Source organism: Lysobacter sp. 5GHs7-4 (assembly GCF_021284765.1).
Taxonomy (GTDB): Bacteria; Pseudomonadota; Gammaproteobacteria; order Xanthomonadales; family Xanthomonadaceae; genus Lysobacter.
Window position 1 is genome coordinate 3,924,650 of the sequence record NZ_CP089924.1, and the last position, 19,096, is coordinate 3,943,745.

The 19,096-nt window shown below is 69.6% G+C and carries 17 protein-coding genes and 1 pseudogene; 10 read left to right on the plus strand and 8 right to left on the minus strand.

Features of this window, described 5'->3' with window-relative positions; all coding sequences use genetic code 11:
• Positions 1–11: 11 nt before the first annotated feature.
• Positions 12–1,859 (plus strand): SLC13 family permease, encoded by a 1,848-nt coding sequence (locus tag LVB77_RS17735; protein WP_232907388.1) that lies wholly within the window; start codon positions 12–14, stop codon positions 1,857–1,859.
• 182 nt (positions 1,860–2,041) lie between these two features.
• Here the strand turns inward: LVB77_RS17735 and LVB77_RS17740 are convergent, their stop codons facing one another.
• Entirely contained in the window at positions 2,042–2,359 is a 318-nt protein-coding gene (locus LVB77_RS17740) for a Rieske 2Fe-2S domain-containing protein (RefSeq protein ID WP_232910345.1), read from the minus strand.
• A gap of 120 nt (positions 2,360–2,479) precedes the next feature.
• On the opposite strand from LVB77_RS17740, the gene LVB77_RS17745 reads away from it, so the two are divergent.
• The 6 genes and pseudogenes from LVB77_RS17745 to LVB77_RS17770 all read left to right on the plus strand — a co-directional run.
• On the plus strand, positions 2,480–2,791 hold the full coding sequence (locus tag LVB77_RS17745; RefSeq protein ID WP_232907389.1) for a hypothetical protein: 312 nt from the start codon (positions 2,480–2,482) through the stop codon (positions 2,789–2,791).
• Positions 2,792–2,799: 8 nt separating this feature from the next.
• Positions 2,800–3,513 (plus strand): fumarylacetoacetate hydrolase family protein, encoded by a 714-nt coding sequence (locus tag LVB77_RS17750; protein WP_232907390.1) that lies wholly within the window; start codon positions 2,800–2,802, stop codon positions 3,511–3,513.
• A 45-nt stretch (positions 3,514–3,558) separates the two neighbouring features.
• A complete protein-coding gene (gene mscL / locus LVB77_RS17755; RefSeq protein ID WP_232907391.1) occupies positions 3,559–3,960 on the plus strand; it encodes a large-conductance mechanosensitive channel protein MscL in 402 nt (133 codons plus the stop codon).
• Between the two features lie 410 nt (positions 3,961–4,370).
• A complete protein-coding gene (locus tag LVB77_RS17760) occupies positions 4,371–5,771 on the plus strand; it encodes a M28 family peptidase (RefSeq protein ID WP_232910347.1) in 1,401 nt (466 codons plus the stop codon).
• Positions 5,772–5,832: 61 nt separating this feature from the next.
• A complete protein-coding gene (locus tag LVB77_RS17765; RefSeq protein WP_232907392.1) occupies positions 5,833–6,282 on the plus strand; it encodes an NIPSNAP family protein in 450 nt (149 codons plus the stop codon).
• Between the two features lie 125 nt (positions 6,283–6,407).
• A pseudogene (locus LVB77_RS17770) lies at positions 6,408–6,647 on the plus strand (RebB family R body protein); the annotation flags it as partial.
• A gap of 478 nt (positions 6,648–7,125) precedes the next feature.
• Here LVB77_RS17770 and LVB77_RS17775 read toward each other — a convergent pair.
• A complete protein-coding gene (locus LVB77_RS17775) occupies positions 7,126–7,986 on the minus strand; it encodes an RNA methyltransferase (RefSeq protein WP_232910349.1) in 861 nt (286 codons plus the stop codon).
• Between the two features lie 325 nt (positions 7,987–8,311).
• A complete protein-coding gene (locus tag LVB77_RS17780; protein WP_232907393.1) occupies positions 8,312–8,872 on the minus strand; it encodes a GNAT family N-acetyltransferase in 561 nt (186 codons plus the stop codon).
• 61 nt (positions 8,873–8,933) lie between these two features.
• Between LVB77_RS17780 and LVB77_RS17785 the strand changes: the two genes are divergently transcribed.
• Positions 8,934–9,323 carry an Imm10 family immunity protein gene (locus LVB77_RS17785; protein ID WP_232907394.1) on the plus strand — a complete coding sequence of 130 codons (390 nt, stop codon included), beginning with the start codon at positions 8,934–8,936 and terminating at the stop codon, positions 9,321–9,323.
• A gap of 46 nt (positions 9,324–9,369) precedes the next feature.
• Here the strand turns inward: LVB77_RS17785 and LVB77_RS17790 are convergent, their stop codons facing one another.
• Together LVB77_RS17790 and LVB77_RS17795 are read right to left on the minus strand one after the other, a co-directional pair.
• A complete protein-coding gene (locus tag LVB77_RS17790) occupies positions 9,370–12,495 on the minus strand; it encodes an efflux RND transporter permease subunit (protein WP_232907395.1) in 3,126 nt (1,041 codons plus the stop codon).
• Positions 12,496–12,544: 49 nt separating this feature from the next.
• Positions 12,545–13,642, minus strand: coding sequence for an efflux RND transporter periplasmic adaptor subunit (locus LVB77_RS17795; RefSeq protein ID WP_232907396.1), 1,098 nt, complete (start codon positions 13,640–13,642; stop codon positions 12,545–12,547).
• A gap of 294 nt (positions 13,643–13,936) precedes the next feature.
• Here LVB77_RS17795 and cysK point away from each other — a divergent pair, with 294 nt between their 5' ends.
• Both cysK and LVB77_RS17805 read left to right on the plus strand, forming a co-directional pair.
• Positions 13,937–14,893: a cysteine synthase A gene (cysK, locus tag LVB77_RS17800; RefSeq protein WP_232907397.1), complete on the plus strand. Its 957-nt coding sequence runs from the start codon at positions 13,937–13,939 to the stop codon at positions 14,891–14,893.
• Between the two features lie 11 nt (positions 14,894–14,904).
• Positions 14,905–15,528 carry a DUF6498-containing protein gene (locus LVB77_RS17805; RefSeq protein ID WP_232907398.1) on the plus strand — a complete coding sequence of 208 codons (624 nt, stop codon included), beginning with the start codon at positions 14,905–14,907 and terminating at the stop codon, positions 15,526–15,528.
• A 97-nt stretch (positions 15,529–15,625) separates the two neighbouring features.
• Here the strand turns inward: LVB77_RS17805 and LVB77_RS17810 are convergent, their stop codons facing one another.
• The 3 genes from LVB77_RS17810 to pyk all read right to left on the minus strand — a co-directional run bounded on the left by LVB77_RS17810 (position 15,626) and on the right by pyk (position 19,075).
• Positions 15,626–16,144: a hypothetical protein gene (locus LVB77_RS17810; RefSeq protein WP_232907399.1), complete on the minus strand. Its 519-nt coding sequence runs from the start codon at positions 16,142–16,144 to the stop codon at positions 15,626–15,628.
• A gap of 279 nt (positions 16,145–16,423) precedes the next feature.
• Entirely contained in the window at positions 16,424–17,434 is a 1,011-nt protein-coding gene (locus LVB77_RS17815) for a class I fructose-bisphosphate aldolase (protein ID WP_232907400.1), read from the minus strand.
• Positions 17,435–17,608: 174 nt separating this feature from the next.
• The gene (gene pyk, locus LVB77_RS17820) at positions 17,609–19,075 is read right to left on the minus strand and encodes a pyruvate kinase (RefSeq protein ID WP_232907401.1); all 1,467 of its coding nucleotides are present in this window, start codon (positions 19,073–19,075) and stop codon (positions 17,609–17,611) included.
• Between the last annotated feature and the right edge of the window lie 21 nt (positions 19,076–19,096).

The following is a 19,096-nucleotide window of genomic DNA, read 5'->3' on the forward strand; positions in this document are numbered from 1 at the left end:
ACCGATCCGGCATGGATACCGCGCTGACGCTCACCACCGACATGAAGCTCGTCCTCGGGCTGGTGGGCTTCACGATGGCGATGTTCCTGTTCGAACGCATCCGCGCCGACGTGGTCGCGCTGGTGGTGCTGGTGCTGCTGGGCCTGTCGGGCCTGGTCGAACCCGACGAACTGTTCAACGGTTTCTCCGGCAACGCGGTGATCAGCATCATCGCGACCATGATCCTGGGCGCCGGCCTGGACCGCACCGGCGCGCTCAACCGTCTGGCCGGCTGGCTGCTGCGGCGCGCGCACGGCGTCGAGCAGCGCCTGCTGCTGCTGACCACCGCGGTCGCCGGGCTCAATTCCTCGTTCATGCAGAACCCGTCGGTGATGGCGCTGTACATGCCGGTCGCCGCGCGGTTGTCCTCGCGCACCGGCCTGTCGCTGCCGCGCCTGCTGCTGCCGATCGCGGCGGCCATCGTGATGGGCGGCGCGCTGACCATGGTCGGCAACTCGCCGCTGATCCTGCTCAACGACTTGCTGCTCAACGCCAACAGCAACCTGCCCTCGGGCGCGGCCACCATCGAGCCGCTGAAGATGTTCGCGCCGCTGCCGATCGGCCTGGCCCTGCTGGCCGCGTCGCTGGCCTATTTCCATTTCTTCGGCGACAAGCTGCTCAAGGACGACAGCGACAAGGGCGCGACTCCGGCGCGCACCCAGAGCTATTTCGCCAAGGCCTACGGCATCGAGGGCGACGTCTACGAACTCACCGTCACCGCCGACAGCCCGCTGGTGGGCATGTCGCTGGGCGAGGCCGAGGCGCTGCGCGGCGCGCCGCTGCTGCTGGCGTTGAAGAGCGACAACGAATCGCGGCTGTCGCCGCCAGCCGACACCCGCATCTGGGTCGGCAGCGTGCTCGGCGCGATGGGCCCGAAGCAGCACGTCGCCGATTTCGCCCAGAACCATTTCCTGCGCCTGTCCTCGCGCCTGCGCACCTTCGGCGACCTGTTCAATCCCAGCCGCGCCGGCATTTCCGAGGCGGTGATCCCGGCCACCTCCGGCTACATCGGCAAGACCGCCGGCGACCTGCATCTGCGCAAGCAGGCCGGCCTGAGCCTGCTGGCGGTCAACCGCGACAAGCAGGTGCTGCGCGAGAACGTGCGCAACGTACCGCTGCGCGCCGGCGACATGCTGGTGCTGCACAGCATCTGGACCGACCTGGCCGATGTCGCCGCCAGCAAGGACCTGGTGGTGGTCACCGACTACCCCAAGGGCGAGCAGCGTCCGCACAAGCTCAAGCTGGCGCTGTCGATTTTCGCCGTGGCCATGCTGCTGGCGCTGTCGTCGCGGCTGCCGGTGTCGATCGCGCTGATGACCGGCGTGGCCGGCATGCTGATCGCGGGCGTGATCAACATCGACGAAGCCTATTCGGCGATCAATTGGAAGACCGTGTTCCTGATGGCCTGCCTGATTCCGCTGGGCTGGGCCATGGACTCCAGCGGCGCGGCGGCGTGGATCGCCGGCCACACCATCGAGCGCCTGCCCTCGGGCACGCCGATATGGTTGCTGGAGCTGCTGATCGGCCTGCTCACCACACTGTTCTCGTTGGTGATCAGCCACGTCGGCGCGACCATCGTGGTCGTGCCGCTGGCGGTGAATCTGGCCCTGGCCGCGGGCGGCAACCCGACCGCGTTCGCGCTGATCGTGGCGCTGTCGGCCTCGAACAACTTCATGACCGCGTCCAATCCGGTGATCTCGATGATCACCGGGCCGGCCGGCTACAGCGGCAAGGAGCTGTGGAAGATCGGCGCGCCGCTGTCGCTGATCTACACGCTGATCGCGGTGCTGATGGTGAATCTGTTGTTTTGGGGGAAGTGAGGCAGGGGCAAGGGCAACAGCAAATCCCCCCTGGCCCCCTTTTTCAAAGGGGGGAACCGGTGCGCCGGCGCACGAGTAAATCGAGAGGTCGAAGAGGCATCGCAATCCGACCGCACCCGTCTCAAGCCGAAGGGGTTCCTCGCCTTTGAAAAAGGGGCTAGGGCGGATTTGCTTCTAACGCCTCAAGCCAGCCAAACCGCCCCATCGCGCACCGCCACCGCGATCGCGCGCAGCGCCTCGCCGCGGCAGGGGCCGGCCACGCAGGTGCCGCCGCCCAGTTCGAAGCTGGCGCCGTGCGCCGCGCACACCAGCAGCCCGTCCTTGCTCTTGAGGAACTGGCCCGGCGCCCAGTCCAGGCGTCGGCCGGCGTGCGGACAGATGTTGAGCCAGGCGCGCACGCCGGTTTCGTCGCGATACAGCAACAGCGACTCGGCGTCGCCGTCGATGCTGGCCTCGGCCTCGGCGAAACCGCCCACGGCGATGCGTTCCAGCGAAATCAAGGGCTGCGCCGCCGAGCCGCCGGCTTCGGCATGGTTTAACGAAGTTCTCACACCCTCGTCCATCGCTGGTCCGATACTCGCCTGTCCGGCCTGTTGCCGCATTGTGTCACGACGCAAGAAATGTTCGCCCACAGCTTCCGCTTCGACCACCAACACTTCCAAAAGCGCATGCGCAACGCCTTCGAGCCGCGCAAGCCGCGCCACCGGCTGCTGCGCTTCGTCGTCGGCGTGCTGGGCCTGGGATTGCTGGCGCTGCTGGTGATGTTCAGCGTGGTGATCGGCGCGGCCATGATCGCCGCCGGCATCGTCTACAAACTGTGGAAGCGCCGCGGCCAGCCAGTGGCGGCGCGCGATCCGCGCATCGTCGAAGGCGAGTACCGCGTCGTCGATGCGGCCCGCATCGAACGCGGCGACACCACCCGACCCCTGTAAGGCCCGCAATGACCGATGTGATCGCGGCACCGCCGCAGCCCCGTATTCCGGTCCGCGGCGGCGGACAGTTCCCGGTCCGCCGCATCTACTGCGTCGGTCGCAATTTCGCCGAGCATGCGCGCGAGATGGGCGCCGCCGTCCCCACCTCGGCCGCCGATCGCGGCCGGCCGGTGTTCTTCCTCAAACCCGCCGATGCGATCGTGCTCGACGGCCGCGTGCCCTACCCGCGCGGCACCCAGGACCTGCACCACGAGGTCGAGCTGGTGGTGGCGCTGGGCCGCGACGCGCCCGCCGGCGAACTCGATCCGGCCGACGCCGCGCCGCTGATCTTCGGCTACGCGGTCGGCCTGGACCTGACCCGCCGCGACCTGCAGGCCGCGGCCAAGGCCAAGGGCCTGCCCTGGGACACCGGCAAGGCCTTCGACCATTCCGCGCCGGTCAGCGCGATCGTGCCGGCGGCCGAGGTCGGCGAGCTCGGCGCGCGCGCGCTGACCCTGGAAGTCAACGGCCAGCCGCGCCAGCGCGGCACGCTCGACGATCTGGTCTGGAACGTGCCCGAGATCCTGCACGAGCTGTCGCGCCTGTACGCGCTGCGGGCCGGCGACGTGATCTTCATGGGCACGCCGGCCGGCGTGGCCGCGCTGCAGCCCGGCGACCGCTACCACGCCGTGCTCGAAGGCGTGGCCGAATTGGACGGCCAGATCGCGCCGGCGACGGTATAGTCGGGCACTAGGCACCCCCGTGCCGTTCATCCAGGGAGACCCGCCATGGGCATGATCAGCGAGTTCAAGGAATTCATTTCGCGCGGCAACGTCGTCGACCTCGCCGTGGGCGTGGTGATCGGCGCGGCCTTCGGCAAGATCGTCACCGCCCTGGTCGACGGCATCGTGATGCCGCTGATCGGTTTCCTCAGCGGCGGCGTCAGCGTCAGCGACTGGAAGTACGTGCTCAAGCCCTCGCAGCTGGATGCGGCCGGCAAGGAAGTCGCGGCCGAAGTCGCGATCAAGTACGGCCTGTTCCTGCAGACCGCCATCGACTTCCTGCTGATCGCGTTCGTGATCTTCCTGGTGCTGAAGGCCTACAACAAAGTGCGCAAGCCGGCCGAAGCCGCGGCCACGCCCGAGGACATCGTGCTGCTGCGCGAGATTCGCGATTCGCTGAAGAAGTAAGCGTCGCACCGGCAGGACATCCGCAACGGCCGCCTAGCGCGGCCGTTGCGCTGTGTGGCGCGGCCTTGCTTTGCTTTCTGTGGGAGCGGCGTGAGCCGCGATCGGCAGCCTGCGCTGCCTCACGACCGACGCAATCGCGGCTCACGCCGCTCCCACAGAAAGCTCAGCTCGCGAATCCGAGGGCGCCGATCCCGTCCCAAAGCCGGCACCGATGCCCGTTCGCCAACGATACGAAAGCACCGCTTCGGCAAACTTTCGCGCCAGCCTCAAGCGCGGCGATAGCCAGCGACAAAAATCGCTCAAGTCCGGCGTGACTTGAGGCATGCAAGGACGCGCGCGCGGATTGCTAAGCTCGTCGTTTCGTCCATGCAGCTGGGGAGTTGGGAATGCGTGCACCGTTGTGGGCGGCCATGGCCGTCGTCCTGTCCGTCTCGTCGTTGGCCGGCCCGCTGTTCGCCGCCGAGCGCGAAACCCGCATCCCCGAGGCCGCGATCGCCAACGTCGCGCAGCTGCGCGAGCGCGCGCTGGCCAGCGACCTGGGCTACCGCATCACCGAATCGCTGACCACCGAAGTCGGCCCGCGCCTGGCCGGCAGCGAGGCCGACGCACGCGCGGTCGCCTGGGCGCAGGCCAAGTTCCGCGAGCTGGGTTACGACAAGGTCTGGCTGGAGCCTGTGACGTTTCCCAAATGGGAACGCCGCAGCGAACACGCCGCCGTCCTGGGCGCGCACGGCCAGCCGCTGACCCTGACCGCGTTGGGCGGCAGCCCGGGCGGCACGGTCGAGGGCGAGATCGTGCGCTTCGCCGACCTGGCGGCGCTGGAAGCGGCGCCGGCCGGCTCGCTGGCCGGCAAGATCGCCTTCGTCGACTACCGCATGCAGCGCGCGCGCGACGGCGCCGGTTACGGCCCGGGTTCGCGTGTGCGCAGCCGCGCGCCGTCGGCGGCGATCCGCGCCGGCGCGGCCGCGATGCTGATGCGTTCTGCGGGCACCGATTCGCACCGCGCGCCGCACACCGGCATCACCCGCTTCGACGAAGGCCTGACCCCGATCCCCTCCGCCGCCCTGGCCGCGCCCGACGCCGACCAGCTCGCGCGCCTGGTCGCCAAGGGCCCGGTGAAGGTGCGCGTGGCGCTGGACTGCGGCTGGAACGGCACGGCCACCTCGCACAACGTGATCGGCGAGATCCGCGGCAGCAAGAAGCCCGACGAAGTGGTGGTGATCGGCGGGCACCTGGACTCCTGGGATCTGGGCACCGGCGCGATCGACGACGGCGCCGGCGTCGGCCTGACCATGGCCGCGGGCAAGCTGATCGGCGAGATGAAGCAGCGCCCGGCGCGCAGCGTGCGCGTGATCGCCTACGCCAACGAGGAACAGGGTCTGTACGGCGGCAAGGCCTATGCGGCCGAACACGCCAAGGCGGTGGCCAAGCATCAGATCGGCGCCGAGAGCGACTTCGGCGCCGGCCGCATCTACGCCTATTCCAGCTCGGCACCCGCGCACGCGCTGGCCGCCGACAAGCAGATCGCCGAAGCGCTGGCGCCGCTGGGCATCGCCTACACGCCGGGCACCGGCGGCCCAGGCCCGGACATCGGCCCCATCGCCGAGAAGGGCATGGCCTGGGCGCGTCTGGCGCAGGACGGCAGCGACTACTTCGACCTGCACCACACGCCCGACGACACCTTCGACAAGATCGATCCGCAGGCCCTGGCGCAGAACGTCGCCGCGTACGCGGTGTTCGCGTACCTGGCCGCGTCCGCCGATGGCGACTTCGGCAGCCAGCCCAAGGCGGTCACGCCGCCGGCGGAGTAAGGCCCGCGTTTTTCCTTGAGGCGCCGGCGCAACGCCGGCGCCGTTATCGAGGTCCGCCGCCATGCAAGCCGCTTCCCCGCCGTACCGCTGTCTGCTCGCCCTGGCCCTGTTGACCGGCGCGCTCGCGCCGCCGCCGGCACGCGCGGAAACCGAAACCGCCGGCGCGGCCACGCCGATCCATCAGCTGCGCATCTACCGCGTCCACGCCGGCAACGAAGGCCCCTTCCACGACCGCTTCCGCGACCATGCGCTGCGGATCATGGCCCGCCACCGTTTCGACGTGGTCGCCACCTGGCAGGCGAAGTCGGACGCCGGCACCGAGTTCGTCTACCTGCTGCAATGGCCGGATGCGGCCGCGATGAAGTCGGCCTGGGACGCGTTCATGGCCGACCCGGAATGGGCGGCGATCAAGAAAGAGACGGGCGCGCGCCACGGCCGCTTCGTCGACGGCATCCAAGACCGCACGCTGCAGCTCACCGACTACTCGCCGCAACGCGGGCTGGCGGACTGAGTTACCGTTCGTCGCTCGGCGCCAAGCCGGCGGTCGCGGCGGTTCACAATCGCCCCCTGGCGGCGTTGCGCGGCGCTTAGACTGGACCGCGCAAGGAACGCCCATCCACCGACCAGGAAACCGCCATGTCCTTCCCGACCGCCGTCAATGATCAGATCACCGACTCCATCACCCAAAGCAACGTCAAAGTCATCGGCGAAGCGCCGGCGATCGCGATGGGTTCGATCTATCAGAGCTTCGCCCACTCCACCGGCATCCTGTTCGAGAACGCGGTCGCCGCGCAGCAGCAACAGAACACGCTGATGCAGGCCGCAGCCAACCAGGGCGTGATGCAGATCTATTCGCTGGACACCACCGCCGACGTGGCCGTCAGCGCCGGGGAGCCGCTGGTGGCGGCGACCCAACAAGCCGCGGTGGAACTGAAGGCCGCGGCCACGGCCGGCGGCGTCAACAGCCAGATCGTCGATGCGTTGAAGTTGAATCTGCACAGCACGCTCGACCACGCCGGCGACTTTTCCTACGCCGCGCGCTGCGTGGCCGATGCGATGCAGGCGGCGCTGCACGGCATCAACGAATCGGCCTACCACGAGGCTTTGCAGTCGTTGCAATTAGCCGCGACGGCGGTGTGCTTGCGCGCGATGATCGCCCACCCCGAACAGGGCGAGGCGTATGCGGGCGTGTTGGATGCGATTCGGCGTTTGGGATGAGGTGGGTGCGAGAGCAGAAGCAAGAGCAAATCCCCCTAGCCCCCTTTTTCAAAGGGGGGAACGTCAAAGGGGGACACCTATGCCGCCTTTGCTTGTCTTCCCCCTTTGAAAAAGGGGGATTGAGGGGGATTCGCTTTTAACTCCCCCGCGACGCCCACGCCGCCAGAAACACCGCCGTCGCCGCGGCGACGTTGAGGCTCTCGACCTTGCCGCTGCCCGGAATCGACAGACGCAGATCGCAGGCCGCCGCCAGCTCGCGGTCCATGCCCTCGCCCTCGGCGCCGATCACATAGATCAGGCGTTCGGGCAGCGCCGTGGCGAACAGATCGCTGCCGCCGCGCACCACCGTGGCGGCCAGCTTGAAGCCGGCGCCGCGCAGTTGCGCGAACGCGTTGTCCTCGCGCCCCAATCGCACCATCGGCACCGCCTCGGCGCCGCCCTCGGCCACGCGCGCGGCCGCGCCGGACAGCGCCAGCGCAGAGTGCTTGGGCAGCAGCACCGCCGACACGCCGAAATGCGCGGCGGCGCGCAGGATCGCGCCCAGGTTGTGCGGATTACCGACGCCGTCCAGCCACAGCGCGGCCTGCGGGCCGGCGAGCAGATCGCGCAGCCAGGCCGATACCGACAGGGGTTCCTCACGCAGCACTTCGGCCACCACGCCCTCGTGGTGGCTGCTGGCGGCGAGTTTGTCTAGATCGGACTCCTCCACCACGCGGTAACCGACGCGCTGGGCCACGCACCAGGCCAGCAAAGGCTGCAAGGCCGGGATGCGGGCTTCGGTCAGATACAGCTTGCGGATCGCCTGTGGGCGGCGCGCGAAGGTAGCGCGCACGGCATTGAGGCCGTACAGGCGCAGCTCGACGTCGCGCGCGCGGCGCGGTGCGGCCTCGCCCTGCAACTGGCTTTCGTCCAGACGCTCGCCGACCTGGAACCCCTGCCCCGCGCCGCGCGGCGGACGCGGCGCCTGCGGCCGCTCGTCGTAGCGTTGCGGCGGCATGCGTTCGCCGCGCGCGGCCTGCGGCGGGCGCTCGCGCCAGGGCGTGTCGCGGCCGTGCGGCGCGGTGCCGCTGCGTTCGCGTTCGCCGCCGCGCGGCCGCTGCTCGCCGCTGCCGCGTTCGCCGCGGCCAGACCAGGGACCGCCGGCGCGTTCGTCGCGCGCGCCGCGTTCGGGCGCGGGCCGATCCGAACCCGGCCGATCCGGACCGGAGCGCTCGGAACCGGAACGTTCGCGCCCGGGCCCGCGCTCGTCGCGGCCGCCTTCGCGTCGCCAGGGATCGCCGCCACCGGGCGGACGCGGACCACGGGGAGGATTACCGGGAGGATCACGGCGCATCTTGCAGACTCCTTCTTACCTTGGCGAACACGCGCAGATCGTGCAGTTCGCCGTACTTGACCACGGCGCAGCGTTGCGCGCCCTCTTCGATGAAACCGTTCTTCGCCAGCACCCGCGCCGACGCCGGGTTGCTGTCCAACACCGTCGCGCACAGGCGGTACAGGGCCAGCTCGCGCATGACCCAGGGCGCGAACGCGCCGACCACGCGCGTCATCAGACCGCCGTTCCAGTGCGCGCGCCCCAGCCAATAGCCGAGTTCGGCGCCGTGACGGCGCTCGCCCTCGCCCGGCCGCACGCCGATCCCGCCGCAGGCCTGCCCGGCGACTTCGATCGCATAGACCGGATGGGCGAAGTTCACCACCTCGCCGGCCAGGAAACGCTCGCCGTCGGCGCGCGTGTACGGGTGCGGGAAGCGGTCGCTGACGCCGCGTGCCACCTGCGCGTCGTCGGCATGCGCGAGCAGGCTGGCGAGGTCGTCGCCGCGCCACGGGCGCAGGACGTAGCCCTCGCCTGCCGGTGGCAGGCTGGCGACGCGGGTGGCGGGGTTCATGCGACTAGCCTAAATGTGCGACCGTCGTGCTGCAAACCAGGCCAGCGGCGGGGAGCCCGGAGTGAAGACCTATCGGATCGAGGAAGTCCATTGCGGCGACGACGACTGCCTCTGGGTGAGCCTGGGCTTCGTCTCGCCCGACAACCCCCTGGACGTGCTGCATATCGTCTGCGCCTTTGAAGTCGAGCCGCAGGACCGCGAACACGGCATGGACGCGATCTATCTGGAGCGCGACGACCAGAGCCGCAGCGGCTACGGCGGCGCCGACCGCATCCGCGTCGGCGAGCGCGCGGTCGAGTTGCGCTTGAACGCCAGCGGCCGCGACTGCCTGCAATTCGACGACGACCTGTGCCTGCTATGGCCCGATGCGCTGGCCGGCAAGACCGAGGCCTTGCGCATCCTCGAGCGGATGCGCGACTGCGAGAGCGGGCGGGTGCTGGAACGGGTCTGAAGCGCGGCCATAGCGCGGGAGCGGCGCCTGCCGCCCCCGCACGACCTCAGGCGTGACCGCCGGCCTGCGGCGTTTCGCGTTCCAGCTTTTCCAACTCGTGCGCCACCGCTTCCGGCGACTTGGTGTACTTGGCCAGCAGCACGTAGAACGCGGGCACGATGAACAGCGACAGCAGGGTCGAGAACGACACGCCGAAGATCACCACCACGCCGATGGTCGCGCGGCTGGCCGAACCGGGACCGCCGGCCAGCACCAGCGGCAGCGCGCCGACCACGGTGGCGATCGAGGTCATCAGGATCGGGCGCAGGCGCACCGCGGAGGACTCGACGATGGCCTCGTGGATCGCCCGGCCTTCGTCGCGCAGCTGGTTGGCGAACTCGACGATCAGGATGCCGTTCTTGGCCGCCAGACCGACCAGCATGACGATGCCGATCTGACTGAACAGATTGAGCGTGCCGCCGGTCAGGGCCAGGCCGATCAGCGCGCCGAGCACGCCCAAGGGCACCGTCAGCATGATCACGAACGGATGGATGAAGCTCTCGAACTGCGCCGCCAGCACCAGGTACACCACCAGCAAGGCCAGCGCGAAGGTCAGCAGCACCGCGCCGCCGGCGGCCTGGTATTCGCGCGATTCGCCCTTCCAGTCGATCTGCGCCTGATCCGGCAGTTCTTCCTGCACGGCCTGGTTGAGCCAGGTGATCGCATCGCCCATGCGGTAGCCCGGCGCCAGGCCGGCGCTGATGGTGATCGAGCGCAGGCGGTTGAAGCGGTTGAGGCTGCCCGGCTCGGCCAGTTCCTGCAGCGTGACCAGGTTGGACAACGGCACCAGCCCGCCGTCGCGCGCGCGCACCTGGATCGCGGCCAGATCGGCCGGCGACGCGCGCAGGGCGCGGTCGGACTGCACGATCACGTCGTATTCCTCGCCGTTCTGCACGAAGGTGGTGACGCGGCGCGAGCCCATCATGGTTTCCAGCGCATGGCCGATGTCGGTCACGCTGACGCCCAGATCGGCGGCGCGCTGGCGGTCGATCTCCACGCGCATCTGCGGCCGGGTTTCCTTGTAGTCGGAATCGGCGGAGAAGAACCCGGGGTTCTGCTCCATGCGCGCCAGCAGCTTGTCGCGCCACTGCGCGAGTTCTGCGTACTCGGGGCCGCCCAGCACGATCTGGATCGGCTGCCCGCGCGTGCGCACCAGGCCGCCGCTGACCTGCGGCAAGGCGCGCACGCCGGTCAGCTGGCCCAGCTCGCCGCGCAGGCTGTCGGCGACCTGCGCGGTGCTCACATCGCGCTTGTCCCAGTCCTGCAGGAACACCGCGATGCGGCCGGTGTGCATTTCCTCGCTGGCGCCGAAACCGCCGGGCACGCGCGGGTTGTAGCGCTGGATGGTCTGGTCCGGCCCGACGTGCGCGGCGACGATCTTCTCGACCTGCTGCACCTGCTTGACCGTGTAGTCGAAGCCGGCGCCTTCCGGGCCGAGGATGGAAATCTGGAACGAGCCGCGGTCTTCCGGCGGCGCCAGTTCCGAGGGCACGTAACGGAACAGGCCGTAGCTCAAGCCGATCGCGACCAGCATCAGGATGCCGAACAGCCAGGGCCGCTCGACGCTGCGGTCCAGCCAGCGCCGGTAGCGGCGGCTGACGCCGTCCAGTCGCGCGTTGACCCAGCGGTTGATCGGGTTGGACTTCTCGTCCTTGTGCGGGCGCACCAGCTTGGACGACATCATCGGCGTCAGCGTCAGCGCCACGAACGCCGAGATCGCCACGGCGCCGGCCAGCGCCACCGACAACTCGCGGAACAGGCGCCCGGTGTTGCCCTCCATGAAGCCCACCGGCAGGAACACCGCCACCAGCACCGCGGTGGTGGCGATCACCGCGAACGCGACCTGCTTGGTGCCGCGCGCGGCGGCCACCAGTTTGGGTTCGCCCAGGTCGGCGCGGCGCTGGATGTTCTCCAGCACCACGATCGCGTCGTCCACCACCAGGCCGATACACAGCACCAGCGCCAGCAACGTCAGCAGGTTGATCGAGAAACCGAACAGGTACAGCGGAATGAACGCCGCGATCAGACACACCGGCACCGTCACCGCCGGAATCAGCGCGGCGCGGAAACTGCCCAAGAACAACCAGATCACGATCAGCACCAGCACGATGGCCTCGGCCAGCGTGTGGTAGACGCGCTCCACCGCCGATTCGATGAACACCGTGGTGTCGAAGGCGACGAAGATGTCGGTGCCCTGCGGCAGCGACGGGCGAATGGTGTCGGCGGCCTTGCGCACCGCCAGCGCCACGTCGAGGCTGTTGGCGGTGGACGTCTTGACGATGCCCAGGCCGATGTTGGGCTCGCCGTTGCTGCGGTAATAGGCGCGGCGCTCGGCCGAATCCAGCTGGATCTTGGCCACGTCGCCCAGCCGCACCACGTAGCCGTCGGCGCCCTTGCGCAGCGGAATCTGGGCGAAGTCCTCGGGCTTCTGGTAGCTGCGCGCCACGCGCAGGGTGAAGTCGCGCGACTGCGATTCGATGCGGCCCGCCGGCAGCTCGACGTTCTCGGCGCGCAGCGCGGCCTCGACTTCGTTGACGGTGATGTCGCGCGCAGCCAGCGCGTCGCGGTCCAACCAGATGCGCATCGCGTAGCGCTGCTGGCCGCCGATGCGGACCTGGGCCACGCCGTCCACCGAGGACAGGCGGTCGACCACGTAACGCTCCGCGTAGTCGGACAGCTGCAGCGTGTCCATCTGCTTGGAGCTCATGTTGAGCCAGATGATCGGATCGGCGTCGCTTTCGACCTTCTCGATCTGCGGCGGGTCGGCCTCCTCAGGCAAACGGTTGGTGACCCGGCTGACCGCGTCGCGCACGTCGTTGGCGGCGGCCTCGATCTCGCGCTGCAGGGTGAACTCGATGCTGATCGAGGCGCGGCCGTTGACGCTGCGCGATTCGATGGTCTCGATGCCTTCGATGCCGGCCAGCGCGTCTTCCAGCACCTGGGTGATGCGGGTTTCCACCACCGCCGCCGACGCGCCCGGATAGGTCACGTCGACCGAGACGATGGGCGGATCGATCGCCGGCAACTCGCGCAGGGTCAGGCGCGAGAAGGCCATCACGCCCAGGGTGATCAGCAGCAGGCTCATCACGGTGGCGAACACCGGACGGCGGATCGAGAGATCGGAAATGTTCATCGTCGCTCAGCTCCGCGGCGCGCGGACGGTGCGGTGCATGCGCAGGCGCTTACGCATCGCCGGCGCCCTTGGCGGCCGGCGCCGGCTTGGCGCCGCCCTCGGTCACCTTGCTGCCCGGGCGCAGCTTGCCGGTGCCGTCGACCACGACGCGCTCGCCGGCCTTCAGGCCTTCGACGATCTCGGCCAGGCCTTCGCGGCGGGTGCCGATCTTGACGTCGGCGCGCTCGACCGTGCCGTCGGCCTTGACCCGGAACACGTAGGAATCGTTGCCGACCTGCACCACCGAAATTTCCGGGATCAGCAGCGCCTCGCGCTGCGGACGGTCCAGCGTGATCTGCACCAGCATGCCCGGCCGCAGCGCGCGGTCGGCGTTGGCGAAATCGCCGCGCACGGTGATCGCGCGCGTGGCCGGATCGACGCGCGCATCCACGGTGCTGACCTGGCCTTCGAACGCGCGGCCCGGATAGGCCGCGCTGGTGCCGGCCAGGTGCTGGCCGACGCCGATGTTGGCCAGCAGCGTTTCCGGCACCGGGAAGTCGACGTAGACGCGGGCGGTGTCGTCGAGCGTGGCGATGGCCGTGCCCGGCGTGACCAGCGAACCCGGACTGACCTGACGGATGCCGAGCACGCCGCCGAACGGCGCGCGGATCACGCGGTTGTCGAGATCGGCGGCCATCTGCGCCACGCGCGCGCGCGCCGCGTCGCGGGTGGCGCGCTGGGTGTCCAGCGCCGAGCGCGCGATCAGCTGCTGCCCGGCCAGTTCGGTCTGGCGCTGGTACAGGCTTTCGGCTTCCTTGGCGGTGGCCTGCGCCTGCTCCAGCGCGGCCTGCTGCACCTGCCCGGTCAGCGTCACCAGCGGCGCGCCGACGGCGACCACGTCGCCGCTTTCGAAATGCACGCGCTGCACGGTCTCGCTGACTTTGGCGGTCACCGTCACCGATTCACGCGCCTTGACGTTGCCCAGGGCCTGCACGGTGTCGTTCCAGGGCCGCATCGCGGCCGCCTGGATCGTCACCGGTACCGGGCGGTCGCCACCGCCGCCTGGCTGGCCTTTCTCGCCCTTGCCGCAGGCCGCGACGGCGAAGACGACGACGAGCGCGCAGCTGGCGCGGGTGCAAGCTGCACGGAATCCGGGGGCAAGGCGCATGCGGTTCTCTGAACGGGGTACTGAGGGGACTGGAGCGGCGGCCGTCACGGGCGCACCGGGCCCAGCCGGTCGATTCTAGCGGCCCTGCGTTAACGTTCGCGTGGGCCAAAGGTTGACGCGGACGGGGCGCGCGACCGCTGGCGTGGCCGGCTTGCGCCGTCCATCGCGTGTAAGGTTTGCCGAATGTGGCGGGTCGCATCGCGGCCCCGCATCGGGCCGGTGCCGTCGGCGACGGTGGCCGGCCCCGTTCGCCCTGTCCACGCTCACTGCCCTTCCCCCCAGGAGCCTCCCGCCATGATCCACGACAGCATCCTCGACACCATCGGCCGCACGCCGATCGTGCGCCTGCACCGCATCGCACCGCCGCACGTGACCCTGTACGCCAAGGTCGAATCCTTCAACCCCGGCGGCTCGGTCAAGGACCGTCTGGCGATCGCCATCATTCTCGACGCCGAGGCGCGCGGCCTGCTCAAGCCCGGCGACACCGTGGTGGAGGCGACCTCCGGCAACACCGGCGTCGCGCTGGCGATGGTGTGCGCGGCGCGCGGCTACAAGTTCGTCGCGACCATGTCGGAAACCTTTTCGGTCGAGCGCCGCAAACTGATGCGCGCCTACGGCGCCAAAGTGATCCTGACCCCGGCCGCCGAACGCGGCAGCGGCATGGTCCGGCGCGCCGAGGAACTGGCCCAGCGCCACGGCTGGTTCCTCGCCCGCCAGTTCCAGAATCCGGCCAATCCGGCCTATCACCGCCAGACCACCGCCGCGGAAATCCTGCAGGACTTCGCCGGCCGCCGACTCGACCATTTCGTCACCGGCTGGGGCACCGGCGGCACCCTGACCGGCGTCGGCGAAATGCTGAAGCTGGCGCGCCCGGACGTGCGCGTGACCGTGTCCGAACCGGCCGGCGCGTCGCTGCTGAGCGGCAAGGAATGGCAGCCGCACAAGATCCAGGGCTGGACCCCGGACTTCGTGCCCGAAGTGCTCAACCCGCAGGCCGCCGACGCGATCCTGCCGGTGGACGACCTGCTCGCGCGCGACACCGCGCGCCGGCTCGCGGCCGAGGAAGGCGTGTTCGTCGGCATCTCCGCCGGCGCCACCACCGCCGCCGCGCTGGAAGTGGCCAAAGGCGCCGCGCCTGGCTCGGTGATCCTGGCAATGCTGCCCGACACCGGCGAGCGTTACCTGAGCACCATCCTGTTCGAGGGCGTCAACGAAGGCTCCGACGACGAGTGGCTGGCCGGCCTGCCCTGAACCCGTCGCGGATGGCGCCTTCGGCCCGCAACCTGCTGCTGTCCAACGCCGCGACCCTGGTCGCGGCCTTGGCGCTGGGCTGGAACGTGGGCTGGCTGTTGTGGGCGTACTGGATCCAGAGCGTGATCGTCGGCTACTACGCGCGCTTGCGCATGCTGTCGCTGCGCGAGTTCAGCACCGAAGGCTTCACCTCCGGCGGCCAGCGCGTGCCGGAAACCGAGGCCGGCAAGCGATCGACCGCGCACTTCTTCGTGCTGCACTACGGCTTCTTCCACCTGGGCTATCTCGCGTTCCTGTTCGTCCAGCACCGCGTGAGCGGCGCGTTCGACTGGCTGGTGCTGGCCGCCTGCGGCGTGTCGTTCGCGCTCTCTCAGCGCAAGACCTACGAGGTCCAGCACGCGGCCGATCTGCGCGGCCGACCCAACCTGGGCGCGCTGATGTTCACGCCCTACCTGCGCGTGCTGCCGATGCATCTGACCATCCTGTTCGGCGCCGGCGGCCAGGGCACCGCCGCGCTGCTGGTGTTCTGCGCGCTCAAGACCGCGTCCGACCTGGGCCTGGACGCGATCGACCGGCGCATGGCCGAGCGCTCGGCGGCGAAGCGTCCGGCTACGGTGACGCGCGGCGAGGAGTAGCGATACCGGCGTCGCCTCGACCTCGCAGGATGCGGTGAGCGCAGCGAACCGCATCATCGCGACGCAGCCACGCATGGCGGATGCGCACGTGGCGGGCTTACAACCAGCCCGCATCCCACGCATAGGCGACCAGCGCGACCGCCACCGCCGCCAAGGCATAGACCACCACGCGGCGGTCGCTGTCGTCGTGCTGCACGGTCGGGGTGCGCGTCACCGTCACGGTTTGGCGGGTGCCGGCGACATGGTGCGGGCGCGTCGCCGCGGCCTTCGGATGCGCCTGCATATGCGCCTCGATGCGCTCCTTGGCGCTGCGCAGGTCCATGCCCGTGTTGTGCAGGACCTTGATCGCCTCCAGGGTCTTGCCTTGCGACAGCGCCAGCAGAGCGGCGGCGGGCAGTCCGGCGTTCGCGGCCGCCTTCGCCGCGACCACGGTCGCGGCGGCGTTCGTGCTGGGCAACGGCCGGCTGCTCTTCCAGGCGTCCACCGCCTCCTTGGCCAGGCTCAGCTCGATCTTGCCGTTGCTGTCGCGCACCAACTTGATCGCCGTGATCAAATCGCCGCGCGCGACCGCGGCGGCGGCCTCGGGGGAAATGGCGACCTTCTTCGACTCGGCCATGCGCGCTGCCTCCTGCATCGACTGCGGCCAGTCTACCCGGCTTCGGTGGGCGGCTGGGCTAGCCAGATTGGGCTATGCGGGGCGTGGACCCACGGCAATGGCGCATGCGTGCCGCACCCAGATCCGGCTCGGGACCGCCGGCGTAATGGAGCGGCGCGCGCCCTCATCCGGCGCTGCGCGCCACCCTCGCCCGCAAGCGGGAGAAGGGAACAGGCGCGTTGGCGGGTAAAAAAACGCCGGCGCGAGGCCGGCGTTTTCGAAACAGCGGTTCGGTCGCGATTACGCAGCCGACTTCCACTGGCCCAGCGCGGCCAGGCCGTTGTCGCGCGCACGCGCGAACACGGTCTGCTGCGCCGAGGCGACGTTGTTGACCAGGTCCTGCGACCACAGCTTGAGCGCGGCCGACTGCATGGCGCGGCCGTAGGAGAACGACAGCGGCCACGGATTCGGGCCCATGCGGTTCATCGCGTCCAGGTGCGCGGTCGCGGCCTCGTCGGACTGACCGCCCGACAGGAACACGATGCCCGGCAGGGTCGCCGGCACGGTCGACTTCAGGCACTGCAGGGTGGCGGCGGCGACTTCCTCGACGCTGGCCTGCTCGCCGCTGGTCGAACCCGGCAGCACCATCGAAGCCTTCAGGATGGTGCCTTCCAGCATCACGCTCTGCTCGTACAGCGCGCCGAACAGCGAACGCAGCACGACCTCGGTGACTTCGAAGCAGGTGTCGATGTCGTGGCTGCCGTCCATGATCACTTCCGGCTCCACCATCGGCACCAGGCCCTGCTCCTGGCACAGCGCGGCGTAGCGCGCCAGGGCGTGGCTGTTGGCCTCGATGCAGGTGCCCGAGGGGATGTCGTCGCCGATGTTGATGACCGCGCGCCACTTGGCGAAACGGGCGCCGAGCTTGTAGTACTCCTCCAGGCGCGCGCGCAGGCCGTCCAGGCCCTCGGTGACCACTTCGCCCGGGAAACCGGCCAGCGGCTGCGGGCCCTTGTCGACCTTGATGCCCGGGATGATGCCGTTGTCGGCCATGAGCTTGGTGAACGGCACGCCGGCCTTGGTGGACTGGCGGATGGTTTCGTCGTACAGGATCGCGCCGGAGATGTAGTCGCCCAGCTTGGGCGTGCTCAGCAGCAGCTCGCGGTAGGCGCGGCGCTGTTCTTCGCTGTTCTCGATGCCGACGCCGGCGAAACGCTTGGCGATGGTGGCGTTGGACTCATCGATGGCGATGATGCCCTTGCCCGCGGCGACCATGGCCTGGGCGGTTTCGGCAAGCTGTTCGATGCTCATGGACGTCCTGCTGAAGCGGTGGGAAGCCCGCAATTATAGCGGCTGCCGATGAAGCCTGCCCCGCTGCGGCGCTCGCCGGATCAACGACTTAGCGCAGGCATGCCGGGTAACCGGTTACAGGGCACGATTCCTGCCGCCACCGCGTGGCGGGCCGGCGAGCCGGCCCGCCCGCCGTCACAGTTCGCCCAGACCCGTCGCGCAGCCACCCTCGCCCACCTGCAGCAGGCGCAGGGTGTTGGTGGCGCCGTGCTGCTCCATGGTGTCGCCGCTGGTGAAGATCACCCGCTCGTCGATCGCCAGCTTGCCGGTGTCGAACAACTGCTTGACCGCACTGCGGGCGGCGTCGCGCGAGGCCAGGCCACGGCTGTCGAACTCGATCGGATAGACGTCGCGCATCAGCGCCATGCGCCGGCGCGCGCCGTCGTGGCGCGAGAAGGCGTAGATCGGCGCATTGGAGCGGAATCGCGACAGGAAACGCGCGGTGCCGCCGGATTCGGTCATGGCCACGATCGCGCGCACGCCGATGTGCTCGGACAGGAACATCGCCGCCATCGCGATGGCCTGGTCGGCGCGCTGCAGATTGCGCGGCGCGGCCTCGAAGTCGGTGTCGTGGTCGAACTGGCGCTCGGCGCCCAGGCAGATGCGCGCCATCGCCTCGACCGCCTTGATCGGGTAGCGGCCGGCCGCGGACTCCTGCGACAGCATCACCGCGTCGGTGCCGTCGATCACCGCGTTGGCCACGTCCAGCACCTCGGCGCGGGTCGGGATGGGGCTGTCGACCATCGACTGCAGCATCTGGGTGGCGGTGATCACCACACGGTTGCGCGCCAGCGACTCGCGGATGATTTTCTTCTGCAGGCCGGGCAGCTCGGCATCGCCGATCTCCACGCCCAAGTCGCCGCGCGCGACCATGACCACGTCGCTGGCTTCCACGATTTCGGCCAGGTTCTCGATCGCCTCGGCGCGCTCGATCTTGGACACCAGCGCCGCGTCGCAGCCGGCGGCGCGCGCGATCGCGCGGGCGTCGTTCATGTCCTGCGCATTGCGGCAGAACGACACCGCGATGAAGTCCACGCCGATTTCGGCGGCCACGCCGATCAGCTCCTTGTCGCGCTCGGTCAGCGCGCCCAGCGACAGGCCGCCGCCCTGCTTGTTCAAGCCCTTGCGATCCGACAGCGCGCCGTCGTTGAGTACGGTGGTGACGATGCGCTGGCCTTCGACCGCACCCACGCGCAGCTGCAGCAGGCCGTCGTCCAGCAACAGCACGTCGCCGGGCTTCACGTCCTTGGGCAGGTCCAGGTAGCTCACCCCGACCTCGCGCAGGCTGCCCGGTGGCGCATCGATGCTGGCGACCAAGTCGAAGCGGTCGCCGGCCTTGAGCAGCACCCGGCCCTCGGCGAAACGCTCGATGCGGATTTTCGGACCCGGCAGGTCGGCCAGGATGCCGACCTCCACGCCGACCCGCTGCGCGGCCTCGCGCACCGCGGCGGCGCGCGCGATCTGCGAGGACGGATCGCCATGGGAGAAATTGAGTCGGACCACGTCGACGCCGGCGGTCAGCAGCGCGTCTAGCACGCCCGGCGGATCGGTGGCCGGGCCGAGGGTGGCGAGGATCTTGGTGCGGCGGGGGCTGTTGGACATGGCAGACTCTCTGGACTGCGG

Excerpts from the sequence above, each read along its gene's own strand:
- LVB77_RS17780 (WP_232907393.1), bottom strand. The coding sequence starts at position 8,872 with ATGAACCCCGCCACCCGCGTCGCCAGCCTGCCACCGGCAGGCGAGGGC.
- LVB77_RS17735 (WP_232907388.1), top strand. The coding sequence starts at position 12 with ATGGATACCGCGCTGACGCTCACCACCGACATGAAGCTCGTCCTCGGG.
- LVB77_RS17760 (WP_232910347.1), top strand. The coding sequence starts at position 4,371 with ATGGCCGTCGTCCTGTCCGTCTCGTCGTTGGCCGGCCCGCTGTTCGCC.
- LVB77_RS17805 (WP_232907398.1), top strand. The coding sequence starts at position 14,905 with ATGGCGCCTTCGGCCCGCAACCTGCTGCTGTCCAACGCCGCGACCCTG.
- LVB77_RS17745 (WP_232907389.1), top strand. The coding sequence starts at position 2,480 with ATGTTCGCCCACAGCTTCCGCTTCGACCACCAACACTTCCAAAAGCGC.
- cysK (WP_232907397.1), top strand. The coding sequence starts at position 13,937 with ATGATCCACGACAGCATCCTCGACACCATCGGCCGCACGCCGATCGTG.
- LVB77_RS17775 (WP_232910349.1), bottom strand. The coding sequence starts at position 7,986 with ATGCCGCCGCAACGCTACGACGAGCGGCCGCAGGCGCCGCGTCCGCCG.
- LVB77_RS17815 (WP_232907400.1), bottom strand. The coding sequence starts at position 17,434 with ATGAGCATCGAACAGCTTGCCGAAACCGCCCAGGCCATGGTCGCCGCG.
- pyk (WP_232907401.1), bottom strand. The coding sequence starts at position 19,075 with ATGTCCAACAGCCCCCGCCGCACCAAGATCCTCGCCACCCTCGGCCCG.
- LVB77_RS17765 (WP_232907392.1), top strand. The coding sequence starts at position 5,833 with ATGCAAGCCGCTTCCCCGCCGTACCGCTGTCTGCTCGCCCTGGCCCTG.
- LVB77_RS17790 (WP_232907395.1), bottom strand. The coding sequence starts at position 12,495 with ATGAACATTTCCGATCTCTCGATCCGCCGTCCGGTGTTCGCCACCGTG.
- LVB77_RS17750 (WP_232907390.1), top strand. The coding sequence starts at position 2,800 with ATGACCGATGTGATCGCGGCACCGCCGCAGCCCCGTATTCCGGTCCGC.
- LVB77_RS17795 (WP_232907396.1), bottom strand. The coding sequence starts at position 13,642 with ATGCGCCTTGCCCCCGGATTCCGTGCAGCTTGCACCCGCGCCAGCTGC.
- mscL (WP_232907391.1), top strand. The coding sequence starts at position 3,559 with ATGGGCATGATCAGCGAGTTCAAGGAATTCATTTCGCGCGGCAACGTC.
- LVB77_RS17810 (WP_232907399.1), bottom strand. The coding sequence starts at position 16,144 with ATGGCCGAGTCGAAGAAGGTCGCCATTTCCCCCGAGGCCGCCGCCGCG.